Raw genomic sequence first — 15,897 nt, 5'->3', positions numbered from 1 at the left:
AAACCTAATGCACGACAAAATTAGTTTAAAAGAAAAAATCGGTTACGGTCTTGGAGATGCTGCTTCATCTATGTTCTGGAAAATTTTCAGCATGTATTTACTGTTTTTCTATACCGACGTTTTCGGATTGGCACCAGCTGTAGTTGGAACCATGTTTTTAATTACCCGAATTTGGGATTCCTGTTTTGATCCGATTGTTGGAATTCTAGCCGACAGAACCAAAAGCAAATGGGGAAAATTTAGACCTTATCTCCTTTGGGTTGCCATACCTTTTGCCGTTATTGGAGTTTTAACTTTCTACACACCTGATTTTGACGAAAAAGGAAAAATTATCTACGCTTATGTGACGTATTCCCTAATGATGATGATTTATTCTTTAATCAATGTTCCTTATGCTTCCCTTTTGGGTGTAATGTCATCTGATCGAAAAGAAAGAAACACACTTTCGTCTTATCGAATGGTTTTTGCCTTTGGCGGAAGTCTTTTAGCACTTTGGTTGATTGAACCTTTAGTAAATTATTTTGGCGGAAATCTAAATTCTAAATCGGGCTGGCTGGCAACAATCGCTGTTTTCGGATTCATTACAACTATCTTCTTCTGGGCTTGTTTTGCATTCACAAAAGAGAGAATCAAACCTATTGCAGACGAACAAAATAATTTAAAAGAAGACTTAAAAGATCTTTGGAAAAATAAACCGTGGTGGATTCTGCTTGGAGCTGGAATTGGAGCTTTAGTTTTCAATTCTATACGTGACGGAGCTGCAGTTTATTATTTTAAATATTACGTAAGCAGTTCTGTAAATTTTGATTTTTCGCTTTTCGGAACCGATTTTCACATGACTCCAACGTCAATCTATTTGGTTTTAGGACAAGCAGCAAACATCATCGGGGTTATCATCGCTACGCCAATTGCAAATAAAATTGGTAAAAAGAAAACCTTTTTTGGCGCAATGGCTTTGGCGGCAATCTTAAGCCTAATTTTCTATTTATTCGGAAAAGAAGATGTTTTCTTAATCATGAGCTTTCAAGTTTTAATCAGTATTTGTGCGGGATGTATTTTCCCATTAATCTGGTCAATGTACGCTGACAGCGCCGATTATTCAGAATGGAAACAAGGACGAAGAGCAACAGGATTGGTGTTTTCAGCTTCTTCAATGTCACAAAAATTTGGCTGGACTATTGGCGGCGCTGGAGCAGGATGGCTTTTAGGCTATTTTGGTTTCCAAGCTAATGTTGAACAAACTGCAACAGCTCAAAACGGAATTCAATTAATGTTAAGCATACTGCCAGCAATTGCGGCCGCAATCTCAGTAGCTTTTATAGCATTTTACCCTTTATCAGAAGAAAAATTACAGATTATAGAACAGGATCTAAACGAAAAAAGAGATCAAAATCATTAAAAAACAAAGACCAAGAAATTAATTTATATGACAACAATAACATCTTCAGTCGATTTTCAAAAAAGAAAATTGGCATTAGAAAACGAACATAAAATACTGCTTCAACTTAAAAACGAACCTCAAGAAACGGTTGGAAATGGTATCTACGAACGTTATAAAAATCCAGTGGTTACTGCAGCGCATATTCCGTTAAACTGGCGTTTTGATTTTAACGAAAAAACAAATCCTTTTTTGCAGGAAAGAATTGGTATAAATGCCGCTTTTAACGCTGGCGCAATGAAATGGAATGGAAAATATCTTTTGGCTGTTCGTGTAGAAGGAATTGATAGAAAATCGTTTTTTGCTATTGCTGAAAGTCCAAACGGAATTGATAATTTCAAATTTTGGGACAAACCTTGCGTAATTCCGCAAACAGAAGAACCTGATACAAATGTCTACGACATGCGTCTGATTAATCACGAAGACGGCTATGTTTATGGAATTTTCTGTACCGAAAGAAAAGATCCAAAAGCTCCAAAAGGAGATACGAGTTCTGCCGTTGCCAATGCGGGAATTGTGCGTTCTAAAGATTTAGTAAACTGGGAAAGGCTTCCTGATTTAATTTCGAATACAGGACAACAGCGAAATGTAGTTTTGCATCCAGAATTTGTAAACGGAAAATATGCTTTATACACGCGTCCGCAAGATGGTTTTATTGATGTTGGTTCTGGAGGCGGAATCGGTTTAGGGTATGTTGAAGACATGACAAATCCAGTAGTTAAAGACGAGAAAATCATTTTCGGAAAACAATATCACACAATTTACGAATTGAAAAATGGTTTAGGGCCAGCTCCAATTAAAACTTCAAAAGGATGGCTGCACTTAGCGCACGGAGTTCGAAACACTGCTGCTGGGTTACGTTATACTTTATATATGTTTATGACTGATTTGAATGATATTTCGAAAGTAACACACGTTCCAGCTGGACATTTTATGGGGCCGGAAGGAATTGAAAGAGTTGGTGACGTTTCAAATGTTTTATTTTCTAACGGATGGATCGAAGATGAAGATGGAACTGTTTACGTTTATTACGCTTCTTCGGACACCAGAATGCACGTAGCCGTTTCAACAGTAGACAAATTAATCGATTACGTAATCAATACTCCTGCAGACACTTTTATTTCTTCGGGTTCTGTACAGACCATCATTAATCAAATTGAGAAAAATAACGCAATCTAAAATATCGTGTCATTACAACTTAAGCTTTTTAAATCTGAACTAACAGCAGAACTAGATTCCATTCTCAACTATTGGTCAAAACGAACTGTAGATGAGAAAAACGGCGGTTTTGTTGGGCAAATTGATTTTAACGATCAACTCATTGCCAATGCAGAAAAAGGTTCGGTTTTAAATGCCCGAATTCTTTGGACGTTTTCTGCCAGTTACAAAACCACAAATAACGAAAACCACAAAAAACTGGCAGAAAGAGCATTTGAGTTTCTTGCGGCTTATTTTTATGACACCGAATTTGGAGGTCTTTTTTGGAGTATAAATGAGGATAAAACTCCAAAAGACACCAAAAACCAGATTTATGCTTTAGCTTTTGCGATTTATGGCTTATCTGAATATTATTCGATTTCAAATGAAGAAAGAGCTTTAGAAATTGCTAAGAAACTATATCTAAAAATTGAGGAAAATAGTTACGATCCTATAAACAAAGGTTATTTTGAAGCTTTCACAAGAGATTGGCAACCCATTGAAGATTTGCGTTTGAGCGCAAAAGATGCCAACGAAAAGAAAACTATGAATACGCATCTTCATATTATTGAGGCTTATGCGAATTTATACAAGGTTTGGAAAGATGAAAAACTGCTTGCTACTATAATCGAATTACTAGAAACCATCGAAAAGTATTTTATCAATACTAAAACAGGTCATTTACGTTTGTTTTTTGATGAGAATTGGAAAGAAAAACCAGATGTCATTTCATACGGACATGATATTGAAGCCGCTTGGCTTTTACAGCAATGCGCCGAAATTTCAGGAAATAAAACTTTGATTGCCAACTATAAAAAACATGCTATTAAGATTGCCGAAGTAACCAAAGAAGGTTTAGATTCAGATGGTGGTTTATGGTACGAATTTGATCCAGAAAAAGATGAGCTTATAGCCGAAAAACATTGGTGGCCACAAGCCGAAGCCTTAATTGGTTTTTACAACGCTTATCAATTAACTGGAAAAGAAGAATATCTGGATATCGTTTACAAAAACTGGAAATTCATAAAAAAACACATGATCGACCACAAAAACGGAGAATGGTTTTGGGGCGTTTATGACGATTATTACACAATGAAAAAAGATAAAGCTGGATTCTGGAAATGTCCTTATCATAATAGTCGCGCTTGTCTGGAGCTTATTCATCGAATTGAGAATTAAGGTTTAAGATAAAAATCAAAACGTCTTACAAAACGTATAGCCCTAGCCCCGATAGAAGCGGCATCCTTTTATGGTGGGGTTCACCATAAAAGATAGAGCGGATAGCGGGATTAGCTCCTTAAAATATAAATTATGAAAAACAGATTTTTAAAAACACTTTCCTTAGCCTTGATTTTCTCTACGATAGTTTGTCAGGCGCAGGAAAAAATTACGGTAAAAGGAAATGAATTTTACAAAGGCGACAAACCTTACGCTTACATTGGAACCAATTATTGGTATGGAAGCATGCTCGCTTCGAAGAAAATTGGCGATCGCAAAAGGCTTTTGCGTGAACTGGATTTAATGAAAAAAAACGGAATTGATAATTTGCGCGTTTTAGTTGGAGCTGACGGCGGAAAATACGATTTTACAGTTCGTCCTGCCTTGCAATACGAACAAGGAAAATACGACGAAGATTTATTGGACGGCTTGGATTTTCTGATTAGCGAAATGAGCAAACGAAATATGTATGCCGTTTTATATTTGACCAATAACTGGGAATGGTCTGGCGGTATGTCGCAATATTTAGAATGGAATGGCAAAGGTCCAGTTCCGGTTCCGAATATTCCACCGAATACTTGGCCACAGTTTATGTCTTATACGGAACAATTTCATAGCTGCGAACCTTGTATCGAAGCTTTAAACAATCATGTAAAGTTTATTATTGGAAGAACAAATGCGTATTCTAAAAAGAAATACAACGAAGATAACACGATTATGTCTTGGCAAGTTGGAAACGAACCTAGACTTTTTACGGTAGAAAATGAAGCGAAATTCACGAAATGGCTCAATAATATTGTGGATTTGATTGATAGTTTAGACAAAAACCATTTGGTTTCTACAGGTTCTGAAGGGAAAAACAGCTCGAACGACAGCATGGAAATCTTCGAAAGAACGCATCAAAACCCGAATATTGATTATTTGACCATGCACATTTGGCCTAAAAACTGGAACTGGTTTAAAGCTGATAATGCCGAAGCGACATTTCCGAAAACCATTGAAAACGCTGGAAAATATATTGACGATCACATCAAAGTAGCCAACAATTTAAACCGTCCAATAATTATTGAAGAATTTGGTCTTCCGAGAGAAAATGAAAATCTGAATGCTGGAGCTCCTTCTGTTTACAGAAATAAGTTTTACAGTTATATTTTTGAAAGAGTTGCCGAAAGCGTTAAAAATAACGGTCCGTTAAGAGCTGCCAATTTCTGGGGTTACGGCGGCGAAGGAAAAGCAATTCATCCAGATGGAAAATGGAATCCCGGAGAACCTTTCACCACAGATCCGCCACAAGAACCTCAAGGTTTAAATTCTGTTTTTAATGGAGATAAATCAACATTAGAAATTGTAAAAGATTATAATTTGAAGTTAAAAAAATAAATGATGATTTAGGGCAATCTAACAGGTTTTAAAACCTGTTAGGTTTGACTATTACGCTAAAATTTTCTCAATCGCATTCAACTCATCCTGCGAAAATTCAGTATTCTGCAAACAATCAATATTATTACACAATTGTTTTACAGAACTAGCACCAATTAAAACTGATGTAATTCGTTTATCTTTTTGCAACCAAGCCAAAGCCATTTGCGCCAAAGACTGATTTCTGCTCTGAGCAATTTCGTTCAACTGAATTAATTTCTGAATTCTTTCCTCAGTTACCTCATCTTCTCTCAAATGCCCGTTTGGATTATGCGCTCTTGAATTTTCTGGAATTCCCTTTAAATATTTGTCTGTTAAAAGTCCTTGTGCTAAAGGCGAAAAAGCGATACACCCTACTCCTTTTTCTTCTAAAACATCCAATAAACCATTTTCTACCCAGCGTTCCAACATGGAATATTTTGCTTGGTGAATCAAACAAGGCGTTCCCAATTGTTTTAAAACATCAACCGCAACTCTTGTTTGTTCCGCAGAATAATTGCTGATTCCAACATACAACGCTTTTCCGCTTCTAACTGCGTGGTCTAAAGCCATCATCGTTTCTTCAATTGGCGTTTCAGGATCTGGACGATGTGAGTAAAAAATATCAACATAATCAATACTCATTCGTTTCAAACTTTGGTCTAAACTTGAAAGCAAATACTTTCTCGAACCCCAGTCGCCATAAGGCCCTTTCCACATGGTGTAACCCGCTTTTGTAGAAATCACGATTTCATCACGCAAATTTCCTTGAAAATTATGCCATAATATTTTTCCGAAATTCTCTTCAGCAGAACCTGGAACAGGACCGTAATTATTCGCCAAATCGAAGTGTGTAATTCCTTTATCAAAAGCCTCAATAGCAATACTTTCGGCATTTTCAAAATTATCAACCGATCCGAAATTATGCCATAAACCTAAAGAAATCTCAGGCAATAATAAACCGCTTTTTCCACATCTATTATATTTCATTGTTTTAATTTAAAAGTTGGAGTTTTAATAGATTTAAAGATAAAAAAAACTCCCGCAGATTTAGCGGATTTAGGAGATTAAAAAATCCACCTGATCTGCTAAATCTGCGGGAGAAAATTAAATCTTATCCTTTTTTAAACTAAATCGTGCAGTTTTTTCAGTTTAAAAGAAAAATAAATATAAAAAATCCCGCTTGCGATGAAAGCAAAAGCTGTCCAATATACTATTGAAAGTCCTGCAAAAACAGGGTTCCATAATAATAAAAATGAGAACAATAGTCCCAAAATCCCTAATGCTAAAAGATTTTTCCAATCTGGAACAGAATAGCTTTTTAAATTAAAAGCCATAAAAATAGCCATTACAGAACGAAACAAAATAGCCAATCCGACATAAAGCGGCAAAAGTGTTACTGAAACTAACGGATTAGCAATTAATACTATTCCAACACCTAAACCTATAATTCCTGATACCAGTGTCCAGCCCCAATTGTCTATTTTTTTTCTATTTGAAAGCGCAAAAATAATTTCAAAAATTCCGCTAACCAAAAACGAAACACTAAATAAAAATGCCAATGTTAAATATGCTTTTACAGGTGTGGCAAAAGACCAAAATCCAATGATTACAAAAAGTATTCCCACTAATAACGGAATGTACCAATAATCAATTGCTGCTTTCACTTTTTTAAATAAAGAATGTTCCATAATACTATTTTAAAATCTTGCCTACTCTATAAAGTTTTCAGCTTACCTTGTTACCATTAAAAAAATATTTAATTGGCTGTCTATCAAAGATAAAACAAAAGCATAAACCAAAACACTTTTTCTATAATAAAATACTGACATATAAATACTTGAGTAACATGACAAATTAATAGCGTCCAGCTTTAGCTGGATGTAAACATAAACAAAATCAAAAGGGCTTTAGCCAAACTTTGCAGGTTTGGCTAAAGCCCTTTTCTTATTCAAATCTTATTCCCCTAGCTAAAGCTAGGGGCTATTAAAAAAAATTAAGTAAACCCGACAGGTTTTAAAACCTGTCGGGTTTACTTAAAAACTTTGAACCTCTGTCCCAAAACCATTTTGCAAAACTTTATCAGAACATGAATTGCGTCCAGCTTTAGCTGGATGAAAACATAAACACAATCAAAAGGCTTTAGCCAAACTTTGTAGGTTTGGCTAAAGCCCTTTCTTATTTAAATCTTGTTCCCCTAGCTAAAGCTAGGGGCTATTAAAAAAAACTTTGCGACTCTGCGCCTTTGCGAGATTAAAAAAACTTAGTGTCTTAGCGCCTTCGTGGCAAAAAACCTTTTAGTCTTTAATTTCAAAACCACTCTGCAAACCTTTATCAGAGCTTCCTCCAACCATGATTTTAAAAGTTCCAGGTTCTACTAAATAATTTCCTTCATTATCATAAAACCCAAGTTCTTTATCCGTTAAAGTAAAGTTTATCGTTTTAGTTTCACCTTTTTTCAGATTCACCAATTCAAAACCTTTCAATTCTTTAATTGGGCGAACGATACTCGCGTACTCATCATGAATGTATAACTGAACTACTTCTTTTCCGTCATAATTTCCTGAGTTTGTAACCTCAACGCTAACCTGAACTTTTTCGCCCTTAGCAAAAGAGGTTTTATTCAATTTCAAGTTTTTATAATCGAAAGTAGTGTAGCTTAAACCAAAACCAAACGGAAACTGAGGCGTTTTTTCTACATCCATATAATGCGACCAGAAAACATTTTTATCACTGTCAATTGGTCTTCCTGTACTGTATTTGTTGTAATAAATTGGCACCTGACCTACATTTCTTGGAAACGACATCGGCAGTTTCCCACTCGGATTGTAATCTCCGTATAAAACCTGTGCAACCGCATTTCCTGCTTGAGTACCTAAATGCCAAGCTTCTACAATTGCCGGAACATTTTCAGCAGCCCAAGGAATACTTAACGGACGTCCGTTATTTAAAACCAAAACTACATTTGGATTTACTTTGTAGATTTCTTCTAACAATTCCTGCTGTAAACCTGGCAAGTTCAAATCAGTTCTACTTCTTCCCTCGCCGCTTTGGAAACCATATTCACCTAAAACCATTACGACAACATCGGCATTTTTTGCTGCTTTTTTCGCCGCTTCAAATCCGCTTTTATCTGTTGTGTTGAAAACTGTTTCCGTTAAGAAAGTAGCTTTTTGTTTTAATAAATCAACACCTTTTTCAAAAGTCAACTGATTGTCTTTATATTGCTGCATTCCTTCTAAAACAGAAACCGCAGTATCATCAGAAGCTGCAATTCTCCAGCTTCCCAACGGACTATTTTTATCGTTTGCCAAAGCGCCAATCAAAGCAATTTTTTGTCCTGATTTCTTTAGCGGAAGCAAATTCTTTTCATTTTTTAATAAAACAATAGATTTCTTCGCCATATCCAAAACGCCGTCATTATTCGCTTTACTTCCAACCACTTCCTTCTCACGTTTTTCATCACAATATTTGTACGGATCATCAAATAATCCCAATTCAAATTTCACACGAAGAATTCGGCGAACAGCATCATCAACCAAAGATTCTTTCACTTTTCCAGATTTTACCAAATCAACCAATTTTGCCACATATAAATACGATTCCATATCCATATCTGAACCTGCAATTACCGCTTTTGCCGTTGCATCCGCTTCGTCTTTTGCATAACCGTGCGCAATCATTTCACGAATCGAAGCATAATCAGAAATCACAAATCCGTCAAACTTCCATTTTCCTTTTAAAATATCTCTCTGCAAAAAGGCATTTCCAGTTGCAGGAACACCATTCAAAGTATTAAACGAATTCATAAACGTGCGAACTCCAGCCTGAACCGTTGCTTCAAAAGGAGGCAAAACCGAATTATACAATTTAGAATTACTGATATCTACAATATTATATTCCAATCCAGCTTCAACATAGCCATACGCCGCAAAGTGTTTTGCACAAGCCGCAATCGTATTTACTTTCGCCAAATCTGCAACAGTTTCTCCTTGAAAACCCTTCACACGTGCATAACCTACTTTACTTCCTAAATACGGATCCTCTCCCGCACCTTCCATCACACGTCCCCAACGGGCATCATTTGCTACGTCAACATTAGGACCAAAAGTCCAGTTAATTCCAGATGCCGAAGCTTCATCAGCCGCAATAGCCGCCGATTTCTTAATCGCTTCCAAATCCCAACTCGCAGCTTCTGCTAACGGAATTGGGCTTAACGTTTTATAGCCATGTATTACGTCAAAACCTATAATCAGCGGAATTCCCAAACGCGTTTCTTCAACAGCAATTTTCTGAACCGCACGAACTTCTTTCACACCGCGAACGGTCAGCATCGATCCGACCAATCCTTTTCTCAAATGTTCGTATTTTAGTTCTGCCGTTCCACCTTTCGGAGCAGGTCCCGTAACATCCCAAAAACCATTATATTGGTTCATCTGCCCTACTTTTTCTTCCAACGTCATTAACGGCAAAAGCAGATCTATTCGCTGCTCAACAGTTTTATTTTTATCCAGATACGGCTTTTTCTGTGCATTCATATTTCCAACGGTAAACAGGGAAAAGACCCCAATAAATATTATTTTTTTGTTTTTCATAATGTGGTTTAGTTAGTTTTTTCTTTAAGATTCTGAGGTTCTGAGATGCTAAGATTCTAAGTTTTTTGGGCGTGTCCCGCCGAAAAAGGCGGGTCGGGCTTTCGGCTATATCTTTTGTTCCGTTTCTCTTCACAAAAGGATACCGCCTCTATCCCTCACGCAAATCGTTTTCAAAAGAGCGTTTTTGATTATCTTGTCATCCTGAGGAACGAAGGATCACACTAGAAACTCCGTAAAGAACTTCGCTAATCTTTGTCGACTCCCGAGTATGATCCTTCGTTCCTCAGGATGACAAACTTTGTGTCTTTACTTTGTGAAGCTTCTTGCGGAACTTCGACTTCGCTCAGCCTGACAAAAAATCTAAAATCTAAAGTCTTGCTTCTTTATTCTTTCTTCTTTAAATACTCACTCAGAAACAAAACAAGACGCCGGTAAATTCGCTTTATTAAACAAATCTGAATGAATCGTATTTCCCCATGCAAATCTCACTTTTGCTGGAGAAGCCACTTTTTTACTTGTCAAAATCACTTCGTTTTTTTCAATTGAAGCTTCGGCTGGATAGAAAACTCCATCTGTTCCCGCAACTTCAAACTGATTCGATTTTTTCTCTTTAAAATACAATCCGTCTGCGTAGTCAAAAGAGACTGTCGCTTTATTTTTGTCTATCTTAACGGATTTAAAGAGTGGTCCATTAACCAAACTAGAATTGATTTTATAAGTTTCAGCCAAAGCTAGATTCGCCAAACGAATTCCAACCGATTTTTTATTTTTTGGATGAATATCAATCGTATCCGAAATATCACTGATTACAACCATTCCTGTTTTCGGAACTTCTTTAAGGAGTTTTCGCTGCGAATCTCTAACTGTCACATTTGAAAAGTTATTCTTTCCCGTTTTAAAAGGTGCAATCTGAACGTAATAAAAAGGAAAATCTTCTTTCCATTCTTTTCTCCAAGACGTAATTAATGCCCCTAACGTTTTATCATAAACTAAAGATCCAACATTTGATTCTCCCTGATACCAAAGCGTTCCTGCAATTTTAAATCCGATAATTGGATAAATCATAGCATTGTAAGCACGTCCAGGCTGTCTTGGTCCGTATTCTTGTTCGTTGAGTTTTTTGGCATTTTCTGATAAAAGCGGATCATTGTTTACGACTTCTGCAGGCATCCAGATTTCTGCAGGAGTTCCGCCCCAGTTCGAAGAAATTAATCCGATTGGAACATTTTTCAAATCTTCGCGCAGACGTTTGGCAAAAAAGTAGCCAACGGCACTGAAATATTTCATGGTTTCAGGAGTCGATTCTGTCCAATTTCCAAGCAAATTATTCTGCGGATTTTCAGCCGTTAATTTCGGAACCGTAAAAAATCGAATATTTGGATTTGCAGCATTTTTCATTTCTTGTTCGCCATCATCAATTCCCCAACTTACCGACATTTCCATATTCGATTGTCCCGAACAAAGCCAAACTTCTCCAATCAAAATATTCTTTAAAACTACTTCATTATAACCTTTTATAGAAATGGTAAAAGGTCCGCCAGCTTCGGGAGTTTTAATCGTTAATTCCCATTTTGCCTGATTACTGGCAACGGTTTTATATTCCTGATTGTTCCAACTCGTAACCAGTTTAATTTCTTCTTTTGGATTCGCCCAACCCCAAATTTTCACTTCAGAGTTGCGCTGTAAAACCATATTATCACTAAAAATATTCGGAAGCGAAACGTTTGCCATCATAGTACTGGAAATCAATAGAAAGAAAACAAACTTAAAAATATTATTTTTCATTTAGCAACTTCTTTAAAAATGGGCCATATTCCTCTGCCAAAACCTTATGATCTGCCACATCAGGATGTCCAGTACAGCCATTTGGTTTCATCGGTTTAAATTTGAAAATCTGAATTGGTTTGTGTGCTTTATCATTCGCGAAAGCCTTTTTTACTTTATTCAAACAATCTTCAAAAACAACTCCTCTTTCTCCTCCAACCATAGGGCTATTGGTAATCACAATTTGTACTTTCGGATTGTGTTTATAAAGCATTTTTACAAAATCAATATAATTTGAAACATACTTTTCCGCATTAAAAGGCAGACGTTCTTTCTTACCGTCACCACCAGAAAAATCATTTGTCCCTAAAGCAATGCTGATAATATCAGGCTGAAAAACAAAATCATATTTCGGCTTTGAAGTATCTTTTGTCATATATAAATTTGGATAAACATCTGGCATTATCGCTTCGTCTTTGTGTTCGTCGTTCCAGTTTCTATACATTCCAATTCCAGAAACACAACTCATTAAATAATCAACACCAATCTCTCTCGAAAGTGTTGGTCCGTAAGCATAATAACCATTATGATGATCCATATATTCGCCTTTATCACAAGGAACATCTGACGGATCGCTCGCCGCACCACAAGTAATAGAATCGCCAATGAACTCAATTTTCTTTTTCTTTTTAAATGAAATTGAAGTCAGTTTTGCTGTCGTTCCTGCAAACAAAACATTGCCACTTTGAGCTTCTGTATTTTTATAAATTTCTAATCGATGCTCTTTTTGATTTGAAGCCACTTTAATTGGAAAGGATTGCACTGCACCTTTTTCGATTCTAATCTTTCCAATATATTTTCCGTCCAAAACTAACTGAACATAATTATGATGATCTTCAACGCTTTGTAGTGAAATTGAACATTCATTTCCTGTAAAATTGAAAGAAACCGAAGAAGCCGTACCGATTAAAATGACTTGATCGTTTTGAAGTTTATCAATTCGCCCTTGATATAAAAAAGTTTTATTCAAATTTTGAGTTTGTGAATTCGAAACCGCCGAAATCAGCAAAAACGAAATTAAAACAGCTATTTTTTTGGGAAACATAATTTATTTGTTAAAATATAAATACGATTCACAAATATATTGGAAAGAGATTATCTAAAAAGATACTAAAATGTCAAAAAGTAATAAAAAAACACCACATAAACCCATCATTTGAATCGTTTTATATGTCAATTCTTACATTTATTACAAAAGCCAACAATTTAGATCTATCTTTGTCGTTTTATACTTTTACAATCTGTCAAAATGAAAACCTTAGCCCTAATTTCTTTATTGTTTTTTGTCACTCTTTCTTCTTTCAATTTAAAAAAGGAAAAAAAGCAAACTCAAAACACTCCATCTCAAACCGAAATAAATCGAGATTCCATAATTGTTTATGCCAAACAATATTTAGGAACACCTTATGTATATGCCAGCAGTAATCCGAAAAAAGGTTTTGACTGTTCGGGTTTTGTGAGTTATGTTTTTAACAACTTCGGTGTGACTCTTCCAAGAAGTTCAAGCGGATATAAAAATTTAGGAAGAGCTTTAAAACCAGAAGAATTTAAAGTGGGAGATGTTTTGGTTTTCTACGGATATAAAAACAGAAATGTTGTTGGGCACCTTGGCATAATTTGCGAAGCCAACGGAATGCAGTCGAAATTTATTCACGCTTCTTCAGGAAAAGCGCAGCAAGTAACTATAACAGCGCTTGATACAGAACACTATACCAAACGCTTTTATAAATGTGTTGATGTTTTAGCGAAATAGTTTTTTTTTCGCCACTAATTACACGAATTTCCGCGAATTATTTTTTTGCCACAGATTAAAAGGATTATAAAGATTATAAAAAAATCTGTGCTAATCTTTTTAATCTGTGGCTTTTACTTTTTTATCCCACTTGTGAATAGATTCACTTTTGGAATTTGGAATTTAAATATTGGAATTTAAAATTTTATTCTTCCGTCAAGAGTTTAATCATACTTTCATCTCTTCCATAAATGTCTTTATAGAAATTTAAATTGCCTTGTCGATCTACCCAAGCGGTAAAATATCCAATATAAACGGGAACTTTTTTCTTTAAAGTATACCAGCTTTCTTTTCCAGCATGCATCGCTTTATCAATTCTTTCAGGATTCCATTGCGGATCGACTTTTAATAATTCAATTGCCAATTCTCTTGGTTTTGCTACACGTACGCAACCGTGGCTGAAAGCTCGGCTTTCTCTTTCAAACAAACTTTTAGAAGGCGTATCATGCAGGTAAATATTGCTCGAATTCGGAAATAAAAATTTCACCAAACCAAGCGAATTATTTTTACCTGGAAGCTGACGAACAGCGCCATTATTCCATTCCAAATTTTTCTTTTGCAGATAGTTTTTATCCTTTGCCATTCCAGGTTTAATTTCCGATTTGATAATGCTTGGCGGAACATTCCAATACGGACTGAAAACAATATTGCTCATCATTCCGCTGAAAATAACGGTTTTTGTCATCGCTCTACCCACAACAACTGGCGATACAAAAGCAATTTTACCATCTTCAACTATATACAATCTAAATTCAGGAATATTAACTTCTATATACTTCTGCCCTTTCTCTAATTCTGGATCTATCCAGCGACAACGCTCCATATTGACAATAATGGTCTTGATACGATCTGAAACAGGAATATTCAAATCGTTTATATGTTCCAGAAGAATTGTGTTTTTTGGAGTATAACCATGGCGCAATTCGTAGTTTTTCATGGCTTTGATTAAAATCGTATCACAAATAGCGCTTTTATTGTCCTCTTCAATGTCTTTGGTAACAAAAAGTCTTTCTCTAATTTGTGCCACAACAGCAGACGAATCCCCTACTTTTAGGCTTTTATAATCTTCACCTGTTTCAATAGTTTTCCATCCGCCATTTTTCTCAATTTCTCTATACTGTTTCAGAGCATCGCGCAGTTTGTAATACTGGCTGAACATCTTTTTTTTCTTATCATCTAAAATGGTTGATTTTTTAAAGATAGAATCTGAAAGCTCTTGATAATTCAGCTTTTTGCGAGGTAAAAGCCATTCTAAAGAAACTACTGTTTTTTCGTCAAAACCGCCCACTTTTTCACCATAATAGTAATATAAATTAGAAAGCAGTAAATCGGTATCTTCTTTTGTGATTTTGGTGTTTGCGTTATTATCAAAAACAGAACTTAATTGCTCATTATAAGGATAATTCGCTTTTAATCCTTCTTGATCCAAATTTTTGTATTGATTGAAAAGTGTATTAGCAAATTCGACAATTCCTTTATTGTCCTGCCACAATTGAGTCGACTTATTTTTTTGATATAAAGCAGTTACATCATTTTTAAATTTATCCAGTTTCGGATAATTTTCGTAAAACTTCGCAATGCGAATACTGTCGATCGTAAGTTTTAATTCAGGGACTTTTTCAACTGTTTTTGTCGAGTTTTCCTCTTTTTTATCAGCTTTCGAATTACACGAAAAAACAGCAAAAAAAACAATAGCAATAATAGGCGTATACCAGATTTTCATAACTCAAAATTTTCGAATAAAAGTAGAAAAAATTCTATTAAAACAAAGAATTAAGAAATAAATCTTAAGCCTTATTTTTTTGAAGTTTAAGCGGTTAATAAAAATAAAAAGCTCCAAACAATTTACATGTCTGGAGCTTTTGCCATATAACCAACCTATTAAAATTCTAATTAAATAACTGTCCCTTTTAGAGTAAGTACTTTTGGTGTTGTTTCTGCACTAGTGGTAACCGTAACTGTTTTTGTAAAAGCCCCTTTGTTTGCAGCATTGTAAGTAGCAGTAACTTTTCCAGATTTACCAGCCTGAATTGGCTCTTTTGTATAATCTGTTGCTGTACAGCCGCAAGATCCTTGCACGTTTGTAATCACTACAGCCGTTTTTCCTGTATTTTTAAATTCGTAAACAATCGCTTTTGGAGTTCCCTGCGGAATTTGTCCAACATCAATTGTTTCTGCTTTCCAAGCAATTGTAGATCCTGCAGTTTCTGAAATTTCAGTTTCTGAAACTAAAGATTGTACTGGAGCAATTGCTGAAAAAGACATTAGACCCAAAGCCAAAGCCAACATCGAAATTTTGATCATTTTCATAACTGATATATTTAAAATGGTTTATAGTTCATTTTGATATTACAAAGGTAATTCAGACAAATTCAAGTCGCTGTTAACTGGTTTCAAACGTTTGTTAATGACTTGTTAACCGCCCGTTTTTAGGC

At 35.5% G+C, this 15,897-nt stretch carries 12 protein-coding genes; 5 read left to right on the top strand and 7 right to left on the bottom strand.

Annotated elements, in window-relative coordinates:
- The first annotated feature begins 7 nt into the window (after positions 1-7).
- From NU08_RS00630 to NU08_RS00615, 4 genes are all read left to right on the top strand, one after another.
- Entirely contained in the window at positions 8-1,399 is a 1,392-nt protein-coding gene (locus NU08_RS00630; protein ID WP_129745164.1) for an MFS transporter, read from the top strand.
- A gap of 27 nt (positions 1,400-1,426) precedes the next feature.
- Positions 1,427-2,617, top strand: a complete 1,191-nt coding sequence (locus NU08_RS00625) for a glycosidase (protein WP_129745162.1) — start codon at positions 1,427-1,429, stop codon at positions 2,615-2,617.
- 6 nt (positions 2,618-2,623) lie between these two features.
- The gene (locus NU08_RS00620; protein ID WP_129745160.1) at positions 2,624-3,814 is read left to right on the top strand and encodes an AGE family epimerase/isomerase; all 1,191 of its coding nucleotides are present in this window, start codon (positions 2,624-2,626) and stop codon (positions 3,812-3,814) included.
- 132 nt (positions 3,815-3,946) lie between these two features.
- Complete coding sequence (locus NU08_RS00615) at positions 3,947-5,233, top strand: glycoside hydrolase 5 family protein (RefSeq protein WP_129745158.1); 1,287 nt, start codon at positions 3,947-3,949, stop codon at positions 5,231-5,233.
- 51 nt (positions 5,234-5,284) lie between these two features.
- Here NU08_RS00615 and mgrA read toward each other — a convergent pair whose 3' ends face one another.
- The 5 genes from mgrA to NU08_RS00590 all read right to left on the bottom strand — a co-directional run bounded on the left by mgrA (position 5,285) and on the right by NU08_RS00590 (position 12,715).
- Entirely contained in the window at positions 5,285-6,241 is a 957-nt protein-coding gene (gene mgrA, locus NU08_RS00610; RefSeq protein WP_129745156.1) for an L-glyceraldehyde 3-phosphate reductase, read from the bottom strand.
- Between the two features lie 134 nt (positions 6,242-6,375).
- Complete coding sequence (locus NU08_RS00605; RefSeq protein ID WP_129745154.1) at positions 6,376-6,942, bottom strand: HdeD family acid-resistance protein; 567 nt, start codon at positions 6,940-6,942, stop codon at positions 6,376-6,378.
- A gap of 606 nt (positions 6,943-7,548) precedes the next feature.
- Positions 7,549-9,846 carry a beta-glucosidase BglX gene (bglX, locus tag NU08_RS00600; RefSeq protein WP_129745152.1) on the bottom strand — a complete coding sequence of 766 codons (2,298 nt, stop codon included), beginning with the start codon at positions 9,844-9,846 and terminating at the stop codon, positions 7,549-7,551.
- A gap of 405 nt (positions 9,847-10,251) precedes the next feature.
- Positions 10,252-11,631, bottom strand: coding sequence for a sialate O-acetylesterase (locus tag NU08_RS00595; protein WP_129745150.1), 1,380 nt, complete (start codon positions 11,629-11,631; stop codon positions 10,252-10,254).
- Entirely contained in the window at positions 11,621-12,715 is a 1,095-nt protein-coding gene (locus NU08_RS00590; RefSeq protein WP_129745148.1) for an SGNH/GDSL hydrolase family protein, read from the bottom strand. Before NU08_RS00590 ends, NU08_RS00595 begins: the two co-directional genes overlap by 11 nt.
- A 204-nt stretch (positions 12,716-12,919) precedes the next feature.
- Between NU08_RS00590 and NU08_RS00585 the strand changes: the two genes are divergently transcribed.
- On the top strand, positions 12,920-13,423 hold the full coding sequence (locus NU08_RS00585) for a C40 family peptidase (protein WP_129745146.1): 504 nt from the start codon (positions 12,920-12,922) through the stop codon (positions 13,421-13,423).
- Between the two features lie 184 nt (positions 13,424-13,607).
- Here NU08_RS00585 and NU08_RS00580 read toward each other — a convergent pair whose 3' ends face one another.
- Both NU08_RS00580 and NU08_RS00575 read right to left on the bottom strand, forming a co-directional pair.
- Positions 13,608-15,185: a murein L,D-transpeptidase gene (locus NU08_RS00580; protein WP_129745144.1), complete on the bottom strand. Its 1,578-nt coding sequence runs from the start codon at positions 15,183-15,185 to the stop codon at positions 13,608-13,610.
- 170 nt (positions 15,186-15,355) lie between these two features.
- A complete protein-coding gene (locus tag NU08_RS00575; protein WP_129745142.1) occupies positions 15,356-15,772 on the bottom strand; it encodes a DUF1573 domain-containing protein in 417 nt (138 codons plus the stop codon).
- Between the last annotated feature and the right edge of the window lie 125 nt (positions 15,773-15,897).

This window comes from Flavobacterium anhuiense, assembly GCF_004151235.1.
Taxonomy (GTDB): domain Bacteria; phylum Bacteroidota; class Bacteroidia; order Flavobacteriales; family Flavobacteriaceae; genus Flavobacterium; species Flavobacterium anhuiense_A.
This window is presented reverse-complemented; position numbering and strand designations above follow the sequence as displayed.